This window comes from Terriglobus sp. ADX1, from assembly GCF_036877645.1.
Taxonomy (GTDB): Bacteria; Acidobacteriota; Terriglobia; order Terriglobales; family Acidobacteriaceae; genus Terriglobus.
Genome location: NZ_JAEDXV010000022.1, coordinates 40,197 through 59,018 on the forward strand (window position 1 = coordinate 40,197; position 18,822 = coordinate 59,018).

The 18,822-nt window shown below is 55.1% G+C and carries 13 protein-coding genes; 6 read left to right on the top strand and 7 right to left on the bottom strand.

Annotated features, from left to right (window positions below; all coding sequences use genetic code 11):
• Positions 1–140: 140 nt before the first annotated feature.
• On the top strand, positions 141–3,338 hold the full coding sequence (locus tag JAO32_RS14440; RefSeq protein WP_334241596.1) for a TonB-dependent receptor: 3,198 nt from the start codon (positions 141–143) through the stop codon (positions 3,336–3,338).
• A 265-nt stretch (positions 3,339–3,603) separates the two neighbouring features.
• On the opposite strand, the gene JAO32_RS14445 is transcribed toward JAO32_RS14440, so the two are convergent.
• Both JAO32_RS14445 and JAO32_RS14450 read right to left on the bottom strand, forming a co-directional pair.
• Entirely contained in the window at positions 3,604–4,677 is a 1,074-nt protein-coding gene (locus JAO32_RS14445; protein WP_334241598.1) for a SurA N-terminal domain-containing protein, read from the bottom strand.
• Positions 4,678–4,748: 71 nt separating this feature from the next.
• Entirely contained in the window at positions 4,749–5,762 is a 1,014-nt protein-coding gene (locus JAO32_RS14450) for a DsbA family protein (protein WP_334241600.1), read from the bottom strand.
• 98 nt (positions 5,763–5,860) lie between these two features.
• Here JAO32_RS14450 and JAO32_RS14455 point away from each other — a divergent pair, with 98 nt between their 5' ends.
• From JAO32_RS14455 to JAO32_RS14470, 4 genes are all read left to right on the top strand, one after another.
• A complete protein-coding gene (locus JAO32_RS14455) occupies positions 5,861–6,901 on the top strand; it encodes a UbiA prenyltransferase family protein (RefSeq protein WP_334241601.1) in 1,041 nt (346 codons plus the stop codon).
• A complete protein-coding gene (locus JAO32_RS14460; protein ID WP_334241603.1) occupies positions 6,898–8,451 on the top strand; it encodes a glycosyltransferase family 39 protein in 1,554 nt (517 codons plus the stop codon). Before JAO32_RS14455 ends, JAO32_RS14460 begins: the two co-directional genes overlap by 4 nt.
• Positions 8,452–8,830: 379 nt before the next feature.
• Complete coding sequence (locus JAO32_RS14465; protein WP_334241606.1) at positions 8,831–10,009, top strand: acyltransferase family protein; 1,179 nt, start codon at positions 8,831–8,833, stop codon at positions 10,007–10,009.
• Positions 10,006–11,508 (top strand): ArnT family glycosyltransferase, encoded by a 1,503-nt coding sequence (locus JAO32_RS14470; RefSeq protein ID WP_334241607.1) that lies wholly within the window; start codon positions 10,006–10,008, stop codon positions 11,506–11,508. The genes JAO32_RS14465 and JAO32_RS14470 overlap by 4 nt, the downstream gene beginning before the upstream one ends.
• Positions 11,509–11,582: 74 nt before the next feature.
• Here the strand turns inward: JAO32_RS14470 and clpB are convergent, their stop codons facing one another.
• On the bottom strand, positions 11,583–14,213 hold the full coding sequence (gene clpB / locus JAO32_RS14475; protein ID WP_334241610.1) for an ATP-dependent chaperone ClpB: 2,631 nt from the start codon (positions 14,211–14,213) through the stop codon (positions 11,583–11,585).
• A 108-nt stretch (positions 14,214–14,321) separates the two neighbouring features.
• Here clpB and JAO32_RS14480 point away from each other — a divergent pair, with 108 nt between their 5' ends.
• Positions 14,322–15,053, top strand: a complete 732-nt coding sequence (locus tag JAO32_RS14480; RefSeq protein ID WP_334241611.1) for a YoaK family protein — start codon at positions 14,322–14,324, stop codon at positions 15,051–15,053.
• Positions 15,054–15,119: 66 nt separating this feature from the next.
• Here JAO32_RS14480 and JAO32_RS14485 read toward each other — a convergent pair whose 3' ends face one another.
• The 4 genes from JAO32_RS14485 to JAO32_RS14500 all read right to left on the bottom strand — a co-directional run bounded on the left by JAO32_RS14485 (position 15,120) and on the right by JAO32_RS14500 (position 18,821).
• Positions 15,120–15,632, bottom strand: a complete 513-nt coding sequence (locus tag JAO32_RS14485) for an Hsp20/alpha crystallin family protein (RefSeq protein ID WP_334241613.1) — start codon at positions 15,630–15,632, stop codon at positions 15,120–15,122.
• A 198-nt stretch (positions 15,633–15,830) separates the two neighbouring features.
• The gene (locus JAO32_RS14490; protein ID WP_334241615.1) at positions 15,831–16,037 is read right to left on the bottom strand and encodes a hypothetical protein; all 207 of its coding nucleotides are present in this window, start codon (positions 16,035–16,037) and stop codon (positions 15,831–15,833) included.
• 227 nt (positions 16,038–16,264) lie between these two features.
• Positions 16,265–17,812 (bottom strand): sialidase family protein, encoded by a 1,548-nt coding sequence (locus JAO32_RS14495; RefSeq protein ID WP_334241617.1) that lies wholly within the window; start codon positions 17,810–17,812, stop codon positions 16,265–16,267.
• A gap of 181 nt (positions 17,813–17,993) precedes the next feature.
• Positions 17,994–18,821 (bottom strand): TIGR03435 family protein, encoded by an 828-nt coding sequence (locus tag JAO32_RS14500; RefSeq protein ID WP_334241619.1) that lies wholly within the window; start codon positions 18,819–18,821, stop codon positions 17,994–17,996.
• Between the last annotated feature and the right edge of the window lies 1 nt (position 18,822).

Consider the following 18,822-nt stretch of genomic DNA (forward strand, 5'->3'; position numbering starts at 1 on the left):
CAGGCAGCGAGCTTGCTACCCGTGCATTCTGGTTCCGCGAATCCCTGTTGTTGTTGTCGCTGATATCCCGCTCGCTTCTTGCGGCGCATCGCCGCGCATTTCTTACTACACAGATCGACACATAAAAGGATTCCTCGCGCATGCTTCCGCGTCGCTATCGTCTTGCATCTATTGCACTCGCTCTTATCGCTACCTCTGCTCAGCCGTCGCTTGTGGCGCAGGTTGTGGGCAGCACCATCCATGGCGTCGTAACGGATTCGTCCGGCGCTGCTGTCTCCGGCGCAACGGTCATCGTGCGCGATGAAGATACCGGCACGGAACGCCGCCTGATCACGGATGCGGCAGGACGTTACGCTGCGCCGTCCGTGGCCGTTGGCACTTACAGCATTTCCGTGCAGGCCGCGGGGTTCGCATCGGAGAAGCACAGCGGCATCAACCTCACCGTGGGACAGGCTGTTGCGTTTGATCTGCACCTGCGCGTTGCGTCAGATGCACAACAGGTCAGCGTGACGGATTCTGCGCCCACCGTGAATCTTTCGAACGAACAGGTGTCCGGGCTTGTGAATGAGCGCCAGGTGAAAGACCTTCCGCTGAACGGGCGCAGTTATGACCAGCTCATCACGCTGAATCCTGCGACGGTGAATTACACCTCGCAGCGATCGGGCTCTGTTGGCACGTCGAACTCGTCTGTGGGCAATATGTTTTCTGTGTCTGGTCGCCGCCCGCAGGACAATCTCTACCTACTAAACGGCGTGGAATATACCGGCGCATCGCTCATCAATGTGACACCCGGCGGCACCAGCGGCCAATTGCTGGGTGTGGAGGCCGTGCGCGAATTTAACGTGGTGTCTGACACGTATGGCGCCAGCTATGGCAAGCGACAGGGCGCGCAGATCAGCATTGTTACGGCGTCAGGAACGAATCGTGTGCATGGTTCGGCGTATGAGTTTCTGCGCAACTCTGCACTCGATGCGCGCAATTACTTTGATCAGGCGAAGAAGCCGAACTTCCAGCGCAATAACTTCGGCGCGGCGTTGGGCGGCCCCATTCGCAAAGACAAGGTGTTCCTCTTCGGCAACTATGAAGGCTATCGCCAGAATCTTGGATTGAGCGACGTGACGCTGGTGCCCAATGCGGCTTCGCGCGCGGCTGCCGTGGCTTCGGTGAAGCCGCTGCTGAATCTGTGGCCTATTGCGAATGGGCCGGATCTTGGTTCGGGCATTGCGATTGCGTATTCCACTCCGACACAGCACATCCGCGAAGACTTTGGTACGGCGCGCGCCGATGCAAACCTGACGGCGAATGATCTGCTGTTTGGCGTGTACACCGTGGATGATTCCACGGCACATACCCCCACGCAGAATCCACTTTCGCTGATTGATGAAGCGTTGCGCGAACAGGTGTTCAGCGTGCAGGAACAGCATGTGTTTTCACCGCGTGTATTAAACACGGCTCGTTTCGGCTTCTCGCGCGCAAGCTTTTACTTCATGGGTTCAGTTCCACCAGATGTTGCTGCTGTGTCCGGTACATTCGTTCCCGGTAAGCCTGTGGGCGCGATTGTGATTGCGGGATCGACGGCCTCCAATGGTTCTTCGCAGATCACGGGTGCGGGCGCAAACGTTGGTTCGAACAATGCGATTACGCGCAACCTGTTCACCTTCGACGACCACGTTTACATCACGCTGGGTAATCACACGCTGGAAGCAGGCGGCTGGTTGCAGCGCCTGCAATCAAACGACAACCTGGCGCAGAATCAATACGGGCAGGCCAGCTTTGCATCGTTGTCAACGTTCCTTGCGGGCAATATCAAGACATTCACTGTTGTGCCGTCACCTACGGAACTGGCGTGGCGTAGCTGGTTTGGCGCGGCCTATGTGGAAGACACGTGGAAGGCGCATCGCAATCTGGAGCTGAGCTACGGTCTGCGTTTTGAAAGCAGCAATGGGTTCAATGAAGCCCGGGGCCGCGCTGGTGTGTACACGCTGACCAATGGCGTGATCAGTACCAATCCCACTGTGGGTAGCAACGGCCTGTTGAACAACCGCGCGAAGTTCCTGCCGCAGCCGCGTGTGGGACTTGCATGGAACGTTTCCGGCGACGGTAAGACTGCTGTCCGCGCCAGCTTTGGTCTGCATCATTCACTGCTGGATAACCTGGACTACCGCTTCGATCAGGCTGCGCCGTTCAACACGACGCTTTCGTACAGCGGTACAACTGTGGCAAATCCAACATCTGGTGCAGCAGGTTTGATCTCACCTTCGAACGTGCAGACGGATATTGCAACGCCAACGGTTGCGTCCTATACGCTGCGCGTTGAGCGTCAGCTTGCACCGAATCTTTCGTTGACTGCGGGCTATATCGGATCGCACGGCTATCACCAGATTCTGAGTGAAAACCAGAATGAACCTGCGTCTATCGTCTGCAACAACAACTGCCCCACGGGTGTGCCCAACGGCACGCTGTATTACCCGAACACCACACGCGCGAATCCTGCGGTGGCGAATACGACGTCATGGGTGTCACAGGGCAGCAGCAATTACAACGGCCTGCTACTAGACCTGAAGCGCAACTTCGCCAGCGGTCTGCAATTCCGCGCTGTGTATACCTTCAGCAAGAATCTGGACAATGGCTCGGCGTGGAATACCAGCGTTTCGGCGAATACGCCCGCGTTCGTCTCTTACCCAAAGAACCCTGCACTAGATTACGGCCCTGCCGCCACGGATGTTCGTCATCTTGCAGCATTCAACGGAACGTACAATCTGCCCTTCGGTCATGGCCATGCATTTGCTTCGAACACCGGCGCGTTCACGAATCAACTAGTGAGCGGATGGACCGTGAGTACCATCCTCACGCTGCAAAGTGGCCTGCCGTTCTCGCCGCAGCTTGGCTACAACCCCACGGGCTCTGGCGATACGCGTAATCCTGTTCGCCCGAACGTGAACCCCAACTTCAACGGCAAGCTGATCAACAAGGGCACAACCACGCAGCGTGTGGCGCAATACTTCAACCCTGCCGCGTTTAGCGCGCCTGCGTATGGCACGGTGGGCAACCTGGGACGCGACACGCTGAACGCGCCGGGTTATGCGGATTGGGATTTGTCGCTGCAGAAGACTACTTCAATTGGCGAACGCGTCTTAGCTCAATTCCGTGTGGAGAGTTTTAACCTGTTGAACCACACCAACCTGCTTGGGCCCAATGCGGTGATCTATTCCTCAGGACCATCGCAGGGAACAACGGCGAATCAAACAGCAGCGATTGTCGCCAGTCCCACGGCTGGTGTGATCACGGCAGCGGCGACGTCACGACAGTTGCAGTTGAGTTTGAAGCTTAGCTTCTAAGAGCATCGGCGTTGCTTGGTCATTCTGAGCGGAGCTTTTCGCGCAACTGCAATTTTTGCGCGTGAGCATTCGCTTATGGCTGAAGGAAGGTTGTCCTCAAGCATCGTAGTGGGCAGAGAAAATGCAGGTCCTTCGACTCCGCTACGCTTCGCTCAGGATGACGGCCTTTGGCCGTATGAGCTTCGATTCGATACAAAATGACGGCGGTAAATGCAGAGAGGCGCGGCATCGGCCGCGCCTCTCTGCATAAATCGAACGTCAGTTTCTACGAGCCGGAGCCCGCCTTGAAGATATCTTCCGCGTAATAGTTTTCCACCTTCGCCTGATCGCGCAGCATTTCGAGGTACGCGCTGCGCAGCAACTGGCTGCGGGTGTTGCGGATCTGATCACGGATGTTCTGCTGCACCGCGGGATTGTTCAGATCACGCTGTCCAGCAGCCTCACGGCTTACAAGATGAATGATGGAGTAGCCGATGGGCTGCTTCGTACCCGGTGGTGTGATCGTAATGATGGCAGTGTTCTCGCCCGCTTTCAGCTTGCTTACCGCATCCCACACCTGCGCGTCCTGTCGCAGTTGCGATTCGGAGATAAAGCCCATATCGCCTCCGTTGGAAGCGGTCTGTGGGTCTTCGGAATAGTTCGCAGCCAGCGCGCTGAAATCGGCGCCGCTATCCAACTGTGCCTTCAAGGTTGCAATCTTCTTACGAGCATCGGCGTCATTGCCAGCCTTGCTGCCCTGAAGGTTTCCGCCTGCCTGCTGTGACGGCTGATTGGTCACTACAATCTGCGCCAGATGAATCTTGTTTTCAATCAGATTGAAATCGGCTTTATGCGAGTTGTAGAAACTCGAGACTTCGCCATCGGTCACGTTGATCTTGCTGTTGATCTCTTTGTTAAACAACTTTTCAAGCGTGATGGACTTGCGCAGGTCGCGTCGTACTTCGTCCAGCGACCGGCCACTTTCCTTGAGCATCTGGTTGAACTGCTCTTCGGTGTAGTGGCTCTTCATCTCCGTCAACTTGGCGTCCACTTCTTCATTGGTGGCCGTCAGGTTCATTTTGGCGGCCCGCTGCTCTGTGATCTCCGCGTCGATGAGTGTGCGGAGAATCTGCAGCTTGTCGCTTTTGGCCTGCTCTTCCGTGATGGGCTGCTGATCCTGGCGTGTACGCTCCTGATCCTCGTAGGTGCGGTCCAACTCAGAACGCATGATGGCATGGCCATTCACGCTGGCAACGACATCCGCTCCGTGTTCTTTCTTGCACCCCACGGTGGCGACAACGGTGAAAAGACTAACGGCAGAAAATAGCCAGGTGGCGCGATGTGCGGTCTTTAAAAGCATCCGGTGCAATGGTAACGCCTTCGCGCCCGGAGCGCACGGTTGCGACAAAAGCTGTGCAGATTCACGAAACATTATTTCGCCGCCGGAGCCGAAGTGGATGCCTCAGGAGCATCCAGCGAGGGCAGTGGAACTGCGGGTGGAGGAGTGACTCCCTGTGCCAGCAGGGCGTCGTCTACGGCACGATAGACAAACTCAATCGGCACGGCGCCGGTAATCATTTCGCCGTTGATGAACAGGGCCGGAACGCCGTTAACATTCAGCCCCTCACCTTCCTTCATGTAGGCCTTTACAGCGGTCTCATCCTGTTTCTCCACGCAGGCAGTCAGGCGTTTCATGTCCAGCTTCTGCTTCGTGCCTTCGTCCAGCGCGGCGCGATCCAGTTGCTTCAGGGCCGCGGGAAGGGTCTTGTTGTTGTCCTTATCCTTCGCGTCTGGATCGATGCCGATGGTGTCCAGATGGCTGTGCATGTCATCCACGTAGTTCCAGTAGGCCTTGGGGTTCTGGTCTGCCAGGCAGTCCGCGTTCACCGCTGCGTGCAGGCCCCAGGGGTGAATCTGCGTCAGAGGGAAGTCCTTGTACACAATGCGGACCTTGTCGCCATAGCGATTCGTAATGGCGGGGAACATCTGCGCGTGCATGCGGGCGCAGAACGGGCACTCCAGGTCGTCGTAAACCACAATCTTGACCGGGGCCTTCTCATTGCCACCGCGCGCGGGGCGGCCAGCGTCACTGGTCAGGTTAAGGGGGTCTTTGGACAGGTCGAAGGTATTCATCTGCGCCAGCGACTGGTTGTCCTTGCTGATGAGAAAGGTCATGGGCTTCAGCGCCTTGCCATATTCGCCAATGGAGACGGTGATCTGGTCAAAGCCTGAAACGGGGCTTGGGCGGCGATCACCAACTTTTACGTCATAAGTGAAGGGCAACTGCGCCTTCGTACGGATCAGCAGCGCGACGCGACGCGTCAGTTCCGGCGACATCTTCATGGCGTCCGCGCCAGCCTGGGCACGGCAACCACTGCTAAGGATGGTGCTGGCAGCCAGCAGAAGAAGTGCAGAAAGACGCGTAACGCGAGGGAACATCGACATCCTTTCATTATCTCAGGCCTGTTAGACGCACTTCTTTTCACAAGGGCACAACCGCAGGATGGTAGCCTAAGGCGAAAGATCGGAGTCTTTACGCCATCATGAATGACGCCTTGAAACCGACCGTGTCACTTGGAGAGCGCGTGCGCGCTCATATCGCCATTGCGCGGTTGGACCACTCCATCAAAAACCTTTTCGTCCTTCCGGGCGTAATCGTTCCCCTTAGCACTTACCCCGCACTGCTGGATCGCAGCCTCATTGTCCGGCTGGTGCTGGCCTTTTTTTCCATCACATTGGTGGCGTGCAGCAACTATGTCATTAATGAAGTGCTGGACGCCCCATTTGACCGCCTGCACCCCATTAAGAAGAACCGGCCGGCGGCGCGCGGTGTGGTGAACATTCCCGTAGCCTATATTCAGTGGCTTTGCATGATGCTGGTGGGACTGGCCATTGGCTGGTTCTTCATAGGCAGGATGTTCACACTGGTGGCGCTGATCCTGTGGATCATGGGCTGCCTGTACAACTTCCCTCCCGTCCGCACCAAGGACAAGCCCTATGTGGACGTATTGACCGAGTCAGTAAACAACCCTCTGCGTATGTTGCTGGGTTGGTATGCCGTAACGGCAGTGCTGGTGCCGCCGGTTTCGCTGCTCATTGCGTACTGGATGATTGGCTGCTACTTCATGGCGCTGAAGCGCTTCAGCGAACTGAACGAGATTGGCGACCGCACCGTTGCCGGGTCGTATCGCAAGAGCTTCCAGCACTACACCCCGGAGCGCCTGCTGGTTTCGGTTCTGTTCTACGCCTCCACGGCCATGCTCTTCCTGGGCGCGTTCATCATTCGTTACCGCATGGAACTGATCCTGGGATTCCCACTGGTGGCCTTCACCATGGCAATCTATCTGCAGATTGCGTTCAAGCCGCAGTCTGCTGTGCAGAACCCGGAAAAGCTGTATCGTGAACCGTTGCTGATGGCATCGTTCATTGCGACGTCGTTGGTGATGGCGATTCTGCTCTTCATCCACATGCCGCGGCTCGAAGAGTTCTTCAATCCCACGCTTCCTTCTACGCCCGCGGTGACCGCTCCGGCGGTACAGTCGCAGTTGCGGAACGGAACAGAATTCACCGGCGAGGTGGCATGACAGCAGCGTCTGAGACACGATTCAGCCGCACTCTGCTTGCTCTTCTTCTCATCCTTACGGCGGCCAGCGCGCTTGCCTGGGGCCACTATCGTCCGCTTGATCAGGACGAATGGTTCGTCTTTCAGACGGACACGGTATCTTCCATCAGCAAATTGATCGAGGTCCAGCGACACTACCCCATCTCGCTGGACCCGCTCTTCTATCACTTGCTGGGTCACGCTTCGACATCGCTCTTTGGTGCAACAGCGTTTGCTATCCGTCTGCCGTCACTGCTGGGCTTTCTGCTGATGCAGGTCTGCCTGTATGCCATAGCGAAGCGCATTGCAGGTAATTTTGCCGGCTTCATTGCGGCTGCTGTTCCTGCTCTTACCGCAACGCTTTTTTACGCACAGCAAGCACGACCCTATGGTGTTCTTCTGGGACTCGGCGCGTTGTTATTGCTTGCCTACCAGCACTGCACACGCGATACGGAACGCACTGCGTGGCTGATTGCGCTTGCCGTTACGCTGGCTCTCGCGCTAAATACGCATTACTTTGCGATCCTTCTGCTACTGCCGTTGTATGCCGCTGAGCTGGTGCGTATTGTGCAGCGTCGTCGGATCGATTGGCCCATGATCTTTGCGATCGGAATCGGATCAGCCGGAGTTCTTCTCACGTTGCCGTTTCAAAAGAGCGCTGGCGAATTTCGGAAGCATTATTACAACGTGGGTAAGGTGGGGCTACATGCAGTCACGCAGTCGTACCGTGCGCTTCTGCTGAATTACACGCAGTATTCCTTGCGGACACAGCACATCCTTATGGCGCTTCTTGTTGTGGCAGCGCTGATTTTTGTTGCCGCGCTTTTGGTTCGTTTTCGCGCCAATGATCCAACGGTGCCGTTAGCTGAAAAGGCATTCCTTCTGGTGCTGGCGATACTCCCCTTTTTTGGATTTCTTCTGGCACGCTTCGTCACCCATTCCATTGAAGTGCGTTACATTCTGCCAGCGATTTTGGGACTGTCTGTCCTCATTGCGATTACTGTCACACCGTTTGAGCGCAATGCGTTTCGTGCGCGTGCTCTGGTTGGTGTTGTGTTGGTATTGCTTGTTGGCCTGGGTTTTTCACGCGCAGCAAATGCGCGCCTGCAAAGGCCGTCGCCGCGAATGCTGACGATATCGCATGTGCCAGCGCAATCGGGACCTATCTACATACAGAACATGGGCAACTTCGACGAGATTGGAAATGCCGTTGCAGATCCTGCTATCCGCAGCCGGTTCGCGCTCGTCTACTCCGCGCCGCTAGAGATTGCTCTGGCGCATCACGACACGCAGTCACTCACCGCAGAACACATGCGGCATTTCACTGGCTATCGTATCGAAAACTACGAAGATCTACGCAGACAGCCCGGGCCACATTTGATGATCCTCTATCACGGCGGTGGGTGGAATTGGCTTGATCTCCAGCTTGTACGCGATCACGCGGTGGTTACTCCCATTGGAACCGCATTGGGCGGCGACCTGGTCCTTGTATCCTTTACCCAAAATGAGGCAGCAAGCCCAGATAGAAGATAATCTCTAAACAGCAAAGATGATGCTTGCCAATCGCCTAAACTGACCCCTCGGATGCTCTCTATAGCGTGGCGGCAGCGGCTATTGTGATTTGTCGCTCCAATGCTCTAGCGGTACATCTGTTTTGCTACGGCTATCTCGCTTATGTTGACGTCTCCTATCCGTTGCAACAAGAAGAACATTCCGCTTAAAAAGGTTGTGTCTCCCTCCGCCTTCTCGTATATGTTTGGCTAGACTGTTGTCCTCTTATATCTGCAAGAAGATGCTGTACCGCTTTGTGCTTGGTTCGGTCCGGCAAAAATGACATCTATATCGTTTCATTTGCGAGAAATTGTGCAACATGAAGTGCTTATATCAACTATGCCGTAAGCTGTGAGGATCCTTGCTCAGCGAGACGAAAGAACTCGAAGCAGTTCCGCTTCCTGAAAATAAGATCTACTATCCTGCCCTGGATGGATTGCGCGGCCTTGCAGCTTTAGCTGTTTTCAGCTTTCATTATCTGGGCCTGCCGAAGCAGTTGAATTGGGGATGGGCGGGCGTGGATATCTTCTTCGTTCTTTCCGGTTTCCTCATCACCGGCATCCTGTACGATTCACGAGCCCGTGCGGATCGTTTTCGCATTTTTTACATTCGACGTTCTTTACGTATCTTTCCGCTTTACTACCTGGTGCTGTTAATTCCGGTGCTGCTGTATCCGTTGGTTCACTGGCATTTCTATCGTGGACTGTGGGTATGGCCTGCGTATCTAGGAAATTATGCAAATTTCTTATTTGCTTCCGATTACGCGGCCAACGCGTCGCCCTTTGCAGGACTTATAACGACCGTTCACGGTTACGCCTTCGGCTACGGGTTAGACCACTTATGGAGCCTCAGTGTAGAAGAGCAGTTTTATCTTGTATGGCCTCTGCTGGTATATGTCATAGGTCGCAGAATCACTCTCCGGAATCTGTGCGTTGCTGTCGCAGTAGCAATTCCATTCTTGCGTTTAGCGTGTCTCCATTTTCTGTCGCCACGCTGGATCGAGCTTGGCGCTATTTACTTCCCAACGCCGCTACGTGCGGATTCCTTGTTGCTCGGTGGTGCAGCGGCGCTCGCGCTTCGCGGGCCTGAAGCTTCGCAACTGCAGCGGTTTGCAAAGCCGCTATTGCTTTTAAGCGGACTCGCCTTTGCTGCGATCGAGATGCTCAACCTGGTGCAAACACATCAGCTGATCGATGCAAGCCTTATAAGAAACAACAATGCCTTCATCTTTTCGCTATTTGCCGTGTTGGGCGTAGCGATGATTCTGCTGATGATTCAGTCCGGGAGTTTTTTGTTTCGGCTAGGCATGCTACCCGCGTTGCGGGCCTTGGGACAGAGGAGCTATGGCTTTTATGTGTATCACCTTATCTTCTATTCCCAGTTTCATACCATAGCCCTGCTGCTCATGCTTGGCCACAAGAAGTATCTGCCACAAGGGACTGCAGTAGTAGCATTCGTCGGAACGCTGGTACTCTCGTGGCTCAGCTTCCATTATTTCGAAGCGCCCATTCTGAGATTGAAGAGCCGCCTGGCCCCATGAACCGACGAAACACATTACCGGATTGGCAACGATTTGCTACATACTTTTTGTTCCTTTTAAGTGCTGCGTTTTATTTGCTCTACTTTGTCCATCTGAGAGCGGATTTCCCAAACTTTTCTCCTTGGAATGACTGGGCGAAATCGACCGATGAGGGCTGGTATGCAAGCGGTGCAGTGCACCAGAAAGTACTTGGCAACTGGTATTCGCCAGGCGCATTCAACCCGGCAGTTCCGATGCCGGTATGGTCTGTGCTTGCTGCTCTGTGGTTTCGCGTAGCTGGTTTTGGGATCGTGCAACTGCGCGTCCTGGCACTATTGGTGTTTGGGGCTTCCATGGCAATGCTATGGGCGCTCGTAAGAAGACACGCCAGTATCCTGATGGCAACATTAGCGGTTGCACTCATTCTTTTGAACCCTTTTAGCTATGGTTTTCAGCGGCTGGCTATCCTGGAACCTGTCTTGGTGTTCTGGATGTTGTTGTGCTGGATTCTTGCTCGTAGGGCGGCGCTTTCTGCGTGGCCGCTGTACTCCGTTGTACTGGGCATGAGCATGACCGCACTGCTGCTGACGAAGAGCACTGGGCTAGTACTGCTGCCTTCTGTTGCCGCCTATTTCATTCTTTGTGGGCAACAAGAGGGTTCCGCGCGATCCCTTTTATTTCGCCGTGGTGTGATTGCTACGGCTGTCATGGCAATAAGTTTTGGCGCGTATCAATTGGCGATGTATCCGTATCGCGAAGATAGCCGACTATTATTTTCAGTCAATCATGGCCGCGTTCACCTGAGCATTGTTCCGCGATACTTCATGCTGACCCTGCGCGATGGAGGATGGATCCATCCAGTTCTGTTTCCCTTAGCGTGTCTTAGCCTTGTGGGAGCGGCAATATGGCTGAGAACGCTTTGGAAATCACCGCTTTTTACCGCGGCTGCACTTGCCGCAGCGGGATACCTAATGTTCATTCTGTACCATGGCAACCTGCAGCCACGGTATTACCTGGTCGTAGCGCCGTCGATAAGTATTGTGCTGGTCCTCACATTGCAGTTGCTTATGGACCGCGGTCCACAGCAATCTAACTACCGATGGGCAACGGTGTGTTTCGCGGGAATTATGCTAACGACAATCGTTACCATGACTGTCAGGACGCTGCGGTATATAACCCATCCGCAATACACATTTCTGTCCGCCACAAATAGCATCCGGGGCGTTATTGATTCAACGCCATCTTCCAATCGGTTTATCGTTTCTGATTTAGGGGATGAGATTTCGCTGTTCACGGGGCTCTCCTCGATTTGCGAAAGCTATGCTGTATTTCCCCCTGCAGATCTAGATAAGATGCACCATCCAGGCTGGTTCATTTATCTGATTGGGACGAACAAAACTACACCCATGCGTCAATACCTCTTCACCCATCATTCGGTGGTTGAGGTTGCGCGCTATGACATTTTCGACGACCCTGCACACCATATCCTTGTGCTGTACAAGGTTGGTTCTCAGAACTGATTGGCGTCATACATCGCATAATGGAAATGCCTCTTCATTCTTCAATGAAGAGGCATTTCAGTATTCCAAGCGCATTACGTTGTTACAGGCTCTTCTGAGCCGGTCACCTGGAAATCAAGATGTTCTCCCTTTGCTTCCACGCGTACGTGGTCGCCGTGGCGAACTTCGCCGTTCAGGATCTTGATGGCCAGTGGATCCTGCACCAGCCGCTGGATCGCACGCTTCAACGGACGCGCTCCATAAGCTCGATCGTATCCTGTTGCAAAGACCAGATGCCGTGCTTCCGGTGTTAACTCCAGCGTGATCTTGCGATCCTTCAGCAGGTTCTCCAACTCATGCAGGCGCAGATCAATGATGTGTGTCAGTTGATCTTCACCCAGCGCATGGAAGACAACGATATCGTCCACACGATTGAGAAACTCAGGACGGAAGTGTTTCTTCAGCTCTTCCAGCACACGCTGTTTCGCATCCTCAAAGCCCTGCGGCCCCTCTGCCCATGCGGTCGTCAGAGCACTTGCGCCGATGTTGCTTGTCAGAATCAGTACAGTGTTCTTGAAGTCCACTGTACGTCCCTTGCTATCGGTTAAACGACCATCATCCAGCACCTGCAGCAGTACATTGAACACATCGGGATGTGCCTTCTCGATTTCATCGAACAGCACAACCGAGTATGGCCGACGACGCACAGCTTCTGTCAGTTGACCGCCCTCATCAAAGCCGACATATCCCGGAGGCGCGCCAATCAAGCGTGCCACGGCGTGCTTCTCCATGTACTCGCTCATGTCGATGCGCACCATTGCCTGATCGTCGTCGAATAGAAACTCAGCAAGCGCACGCGCCGTTTCCGTCTTACCTACACCCGTTGGGCCCAGGAAGATGAACGAACCAATCGGCCGCTTCGGATCGCTGAGACCCGCACGCGAACGACGAATCGCATTCGCAACGACAACCAGCGCTTCGTCCTGACCGATGACGCGTTCCTGCAGACGCTTCTCCATCTGCACCAGCTTCTGCACTTCGCCTTCGAGCATCTTGCTGACGGGGATGCCGGTCCACCGCGAAACAATCTCCGCAATGTCCTCTTCATCCACCTCTTCTTTCAACATGCGTGCCGAAGCGCCGGCCTTGATGGCATCCTGTTCGCTTTCCAGCGACTTCAGCTCTGCTTCCGCCTTTGGCAGATCGCCATACTGAATCGCAGCAGCACGTTCATAATTGCCGCGACGCGTCTGGTCCTCTGCTTCAAAGCGCAGGTTCTCCACCAGCTTCTTCAGTTCAGTGATGCGGCCAATCGCTTCGCGCTCATGCTGCCACTTTGCACGCAGCCCGCTTGCCTTTTCGTTAAGTTCAGCGAGCTCGCGCTCCACATCTTCCAGACGATCACGGCTGTTCTCGTCCGTCTCGCGTGCGAGAGCTGTCTTCTCAATCTGAAGACTCATCACGCGACGATCAATCGCATCAATCTCTTCTGGAACGCTGCCAATTTGAATCGCCAGTGAAGCCGCAGCTTCGTCAACAAGATCAATCGCCTTGTCCGGCAGAAAGCGATCGCTGATGTAGCGATGCGAAAGCTCTGCCGCTGCAATGATGGCGGAGTCCTTGATGCGCACATTGTGATGCGCCTCGTACTTCTCCTTCAATCCGCGCAGGATGGCGATGGTGTCCTCAACGTTCGGCTCACCGACATACACCTGCTGGAAGCGACGTTCGAGCGCAGCATCTTTTTCGATGTACTTGCGGAATTCGTTCAGCGTCGTTGCGCCAATGGCACGCAATTCACCACGCGCCAGCGCGGGCTTCAGCATGTTGCTGGCGTCGACTGCACCCTCGGAAGCGCCTGCACCCACAAGGGTATGAAGCTCGTCAATGAACAGAATGATCTGCCCATGCGACTCTTCAATTTCCTTCAGCATCGCCTTCAAACGCTCTTCAAACTCGCCGCGATACTTGGCACCGGCAAGCATGCTCGCTAGATCAAGCGAGACCACGCGCTTGTCCTTCAACGATTCAGGAACGTCACCGCTCACAATGCGGCGCGCAAGTCCTTCTACAATCGCCGTCTTACCTACACCGGGTTCACCGATAAGGACGGGGTTGTTTTTTGTACGACGCGAAAGTACCTGCACCACACGACGAATCTCTTCATCGCGACCAATGACGGGGTCCAAACGGCCTTCACGCGCCTGCTTGGTGACATCCTTGCCGTACTTTTCCAGCGCCTGGAACTTACCCTCAGGGTTTTGATCCGTTACACGCTGCGTTCCGCGCACACTTGTGAGCGCCTTCAGAATCGCGTCATGCGTTGCGCCCAGAGCGTTTAACGCGTCGCGCGTGGGATCGTTCTTCTGCTGTGCCAACGCCAACAGAAGATGTTCCGTTGAAACGAACTCGTCCTTAAAGTTGTCGGCTTCCTTAAACGCCTGCTCCAGCACCTTCGTCAGCGCCGCACCGGCACTGGGGTTCTGCTGTGCGCCCTGAATCTTCGGCAACCGCTGAATCGCGGCATTCACATTCGCCAACAACTGCTGCGCCGGTACGCCAATCTTCTCCAGAACCGGCAACACAATACCTTCACGGTCTTCCAGTAGAGCCGCCAACAGGTGCAGCGGCATCACTTCCGGATTGCCATATTCCGCGGCCATTTGCCCGGCGGCTTGTATCGCCTCCTGGCTCTTGACCGTCATCTTGTCCCACTTGATCGCCATAATCTCGTTCCACTCCCTTGGAAGCTTTGCGTTATTTCACTGGCCAAGCGTCGCCACGCCCGTACCTGCCGATCATTACAATCATCCTGTCACGGAGTGTTGTTTGCTGTGTTGCAAATCACACGCCAGTTCTTTCAAAAAGGAAACGCCTACACCTTGCCTGATCCGCTTCCGCGCAGGCCAGGAATCATCCTGGCCGTTATGCTGCTCGCCATGTCTTCCGGCCTGGTGGATGCCGTGGTCTACATGCGCCATGGTCACGTCTTTGCCTATGCCATGACCGGAAACCTGGTACTGCTGGGCGTTGCGTTTGCCTCCTACAACCTGCATTCGATCCTGAGTCACCTTGCGCCTGTTCTCGGTTTTGCCTGCGGTGTGTTCATCGGCAAATCCCTCCTCCGAAAATTCCGCCCTTTTGCCCTGCATCTCACACTGCTACTTCAAATTGCGACTCTAACGCTTGCAGGTGCTTTTGCCTCGCGTATCCCGGCAGACCTGCTGGTCGTCTGTCTTGCTGTCTCCGGTGCCGTGATCATCACGGTTATCCGCCGCGCGGGAGAGGTCGCCTTCAATGTCACCTTTATGACCGGCAACCTTCGCGCTGTGTTTGAAGGAGCCTTTGACACTCTCTGGCCATCCCATGCCACCACTCATCTCACACTGGGCAAGCAACAGTTCCTTATCGTTGGGCTTACGGTGATAGGCTTCCTCGGCGGTGCTGCCATCGGTTCACTTTCGCTGCAACGCCTTAGTGACCACACCTTTTGGATCGCTGATTTGCTGCTTATCGTTGCTGGATGGCTTATTCGCCGGGTTCAGGCCTCCGAAGAGAACTCTTAGCTCCATCTGAACGGAGGGCTGCCAAACTTCCCGGCAGCCCTCTCCTGCGTGAATTTTGAAAGCCGATTAAGCGGCCTTCTGTTCCGTTGAGGCAGGCTGGTTTTCCTTTGCCTCAATCTGGTTCGCGGGCTGTGCCGCCGTCACCTTGATCTGCTTCGGCTGCGCGGCCGCCTTCTTCGGCAACTCCACGATCAGCACACCGTTCTCGCTCTGCGCCGTCACCTGTTCGGTGTCTACCGTCTGCGGCAGGGTAAAGCTGCGAACGAAAGAGCCGAACCGGCGTTCAATGCGGCGGAAGTTCTCTTCCTTCTGCTCACTCGACCAGTTACGTTCGCCCTTCACGGTCAGCACATTGTTTTCCACGCGCACATCCACATCCGCAGGCTTGATGCCGGGGATCTCGAAGGTCAGCGCCAGTTTCTGCGCGTCCTCATAGATGTCGACCGCCGGAACGAACGATCCGGCCTGCAGGCTCTCGCCCTCTGTACCCTGGGGGCGCGAGAAGTCATGAAAGATGGAGTTCAGCCGGTTCTGCAGCACGGCTACATCGGAAAACGGTGTGAAACGGGTAATCGTCATGTCTGTATCTCCTTGAACCTGCATATCTTGTGGGGCCGGAAAGATCTCGCAGAATTCCGGCCTCTGCACTATCTGATGCAGATACTAGCACCACGGTTGCAGATTATGTGAGCGTACTAGACTCATATTAAGAGAAAATTAAACGGCTGGCAGTCCTGAATAACTGCCAGCCGCCACATCCCCGGGGAAGGCTCTTACTTACAACTTGAAGATGGAGTTGGAAAAAGGGGTCTTGGGTGGGGGAGCGTCCTTGTCGTACTGAATCGGTGCAAACGGACGCGGCTGATCGGGATTTGCATGTACTTCATGCTTAGTGCCGGTCACCGTGTGCAGTGAGTTATGTTTCTTGCCGATTCTGCGCGACAGGTGGTTATGGTTGGATGAGTTGTGCGAGAGAAAACTCATGGGGATACCTCCTAACGTCCTCGATCTACGTCAGAGGTGCTCGTCTGGAGCGGGTCCAAGAGGGTGCGGTCGAGAGCGGCAACAACAACCGGGGTCGGCCAGGCCCAGAGGGGCGGGCTGAAGGCGGATAACACCTCCCTGCCGCGCAGCATACGCCTACCGGTCGATAATCGGCAACCACCGATTTTCTTTCCTGTGAAAAAAGAAAAGTCACCCAACCGTTGTCTTTAAGGCCGGGCGTCTTGCTTCACCTTGACGACAAAGTAGGTAAAGGGACTCCCCTCAGTCAAAACCAGTTGGTGTGCCACCTTCGGACCAATATGAACCACCGCCCCAGGCTTTAGAACTCTGGAAACGCCGCCAGTCACGCTGCTGCCTCTCTGCTCGCCGGGGGCGGTGGTTCTTGCGTTTTCCAGATGACCTCCACTGACCAGAGTTGCTTCACCGGCGACAGCAACGAAGATGTCCACCCAGTCGCGATGCTGTTCCGCTTCGCCCGTCTTTACGCGTGTCGTAATTCCCATGCTGTGGTTTCCGTACCCACCCAGAGGCTGCGGATAGACACCGGATTCTGCCTTGGCAGCGTCTGTGGTCGTGGCTTTGGTCCAGTTCTGCATCTGTTGGTCGGTGAATACTTCCGCTGATGAGAAGGGTTCACCGGTCAGCTTTACGGTGCCCTTCTTGCGGAAACCGGCAATGCGATGAAACGTCAGGTAATTTGCATCGTGAAAGTTGTGGGCTGTTCCCTGGTCATCGTCGAAGGCCGTGCGCGAGGCCACGATGATGTCGCTGCCATCAAACTGCCAATCGACATATTGAAAGCCATGCACGCGCGATTCGGGGTGATGCAGCACGATTTCGCGCGGTGTCCAGTGCGTCAGGTCAGGAGAACTCATGAGCGCCAGCGTATTCCGTACGCTCGCGGGCGAGCTTACTGCCATGGCTTCGCCGGGTAACGCGGGGTTTGACAGTGCCCAGTACAGCTTCGACGAGGGATCGAAACGAATGGAAAATTTCGTTGCGCCGCCGGGAAAGTTCACAAAGCGATCCAGCTTCATACTGTGGTCTGCAAGTTTCAGCACGGCAGCACGCGATGCGTTGTTCACACGCAGAATGTCCAGCATCGATCCATCGCGGTCAACAACGGCATTGCCTTCCAGCCACGTATCGCCCATGTCGCCTACGGGGAATGACAGCCGGTCAGCCAAAGTCCAGCTCGCGGGCTTGGTGAGATCGCTGTCCACGGACGCCCACATCATGAAGGCCTGAAACGAACCCCACGGCCCTTGCGGATGGAATTCAAATGCGCGGTAAATCCTGCCATCGTGCATCACCACGGGCACAGGCGCCGTGTGGTACCCGGTGTCTTCTGTCAGGAAGTGGGTGGCGCTCCAGGTCTTGCCGTTGTCATCGGATTCGCGGATTACGATGCGTCCGTACTCGTAGCTGGTGCCCATCAGGTAGATGCGGTTCTTCACTACAAACAGGTTCGACCAGAACTGGTCGTTTACCTCAGCAACCTTTGTCCAGCTTGCTCCCCGGTCGTGCGAAAGGAAGATGCGCGACACAGCAGACACGGTGCTGGTTGACCCGGGGCCAAACAGATCATGCGAAGCGATGTAGTCACCGTTCGGCGCAATCACAATCGAAGGAGAACCAACATATTCACGACTCGCAACCGGCTGATGGTCAATGACCACACCCGGGACCTTCTGGCCGAAGATGCTGGTGCTCAGGACAAGAAAAGCAAGCAGGGTGCGAGCGCGGAATCGCATAATGGCTCCTCAAACAAATAAGCGGCCCCCTTGAAAGAGAGCCGCGAGCAGACAATAAAAATAGGGTATCGCTGGATTGATCGAGAGGCCAGAGTGAACAAAACAAAGCTGTCCTTACGGGTTCTCGACACCGCCCACAGAAAACTGATGTTGCTTTCAACGCCAAATGCGCTTCGCCGAATTAGTTTTCAGACGGCTTTTCTATGTGGTCGATTACGACTACGGGCACCTGCGCTTTGCCACGCGTCAATTTCAGCCCAAGCTGTTCCTGAATCGCTGTGAAGAAATCGGGATCGTTGCTGGCACCGGCTGCTGTTGTATCCATGTCCTGCGGAGCATAGTGCAGTTCAAAATCATATTGCCCAACATCGCCTGACTGATCTACCACCAGGCCACCCGCCGGAATGCTCAGAATATTGCCGATAAACGAGACTGGAATGCCTTTTCCAGTGATGTGATCGCGAGAAAAATTTGCCGAGCCATGCGCCGGATCTGCAGCCGTTTTCATCTTCAGCCCGCCCTTCGCCACGGTCAGCAGAAACACATTCCGTTCACGCAGTTCTGTATGCACCTTCAGGTGAAAGCGTTCTTCCAGCAATGCCTGATCCATCAGCATTTCGCCCGTGTACTGCCTCGTGGCAAATGCTTTTGCAGTATCTGGAATGGAAAGACTTGTGAGCTTCTTGTATGCAGCCGCGTCCTCGGGAGATACGCGCGCCTCGACGTCGTACTTCGTATCCTTCGCCCAATCGGGAAGCCCTTCGATCAGGTCCTTTGTAGGGAAGATGGTGAAGGTATAGGCGCCTGCAATAAAGAGATCCATCGTCATGGCATGCTGCGATAAGCCATTCGCTGTGTTGCGTTCGAAGCCGTTATCAGCATGCGCTGGATCCGTGACGTGAATAGCGATGGTGTCCCATGGCACCGGTGCACCACCCGGCGGTGTTGCCGGTTGTTGCGCGGAAAGCGCGACGGCGAACAGCAGCGATAGCAGGCAGGGAAGTTTCATG

Excerpts from the sequence above, each read along its gene's own strand:
- JAO32_RS14440 (WP_334241596.1), top strand. The coding sequence starts at position 141 with ATGCTTCCGCGTCGCTATCGTCTTGCATCTATTGCACTCGCTCTTATC.
- JAO32_RS14445 (WP_334241598.1), bottom strand. The coding sequence starts at position 4,677 with ATGCTTTTAAAGACCGCACATCGCGCCACCTGGCTATTTTCTGCCGTT.
- JAO32_RS14450 (WP_334241600.1), bottom strand. The coding sequence starts at position 5,762 with ATGTCGATGTTCCCTCGCGTTACGCGTCTTTCTGCACTTCTTCTGCTG.
- JAO32_RS14455 (WP_334241601.1), top strand. The coding sequence starts at position 5,861 with ATGAATGACGCCTTGAAACCGACCGTGTCACTTGGAGAGCGCGTGCGC.
- JAO32_RS14460 (WP_334241603.1), top strand. The coding sequence starts at position 6,898 with ATGACAGCAGCGTCTGAGACACGATTCAGCCGCACTCTGCTTGCTCTT.
- JAO32_RS14470 (WP_334241607.1), top strand. The coding sequence starts at position 10,006 with ATGAACCGACGAAACACATTACCGGATTGGCAACGATTTGCTACATAC.
- clpB (WP_334241610.1), bottom strand. The coding sequence starts at position 14,213 with ATGGCGATCAAGTGGGACAAGATGACGGTCAAGAGCCAGGAGGCGATA.
- JAO32_RS14485 (WP_334241613.1), bottom strand. The coding sequence starts at position 15,632 with ATGACGATTACCCGTTTCACACCGTTTTCCGATGTAGCCGTGCTGCAG.
- JAO32_RS14490 (WP_334241615.1), bottom strand. The coding sequence starts at position 16,037 with ATGAGTTTTCTCTCGCACAACTCATCCAACCATAACCACCTGTCGCGC.
- JAO32_RS14495 (WP_334241617.1), bottom strand. The coding sequence starts at position 17,812 with ATGCGATTCCGCGCTCGCACCCTGCTTGCTTTTCTTGTCCTGAGCACC.
- JAO32_RS14500 (WP_334241619.1), bottom strand. The coding sequence starts at position 18,821 with ATGAAACTTCCCTGCCTGCTATCGCTGCTGTTCGCCGTCGCGCTTTCC.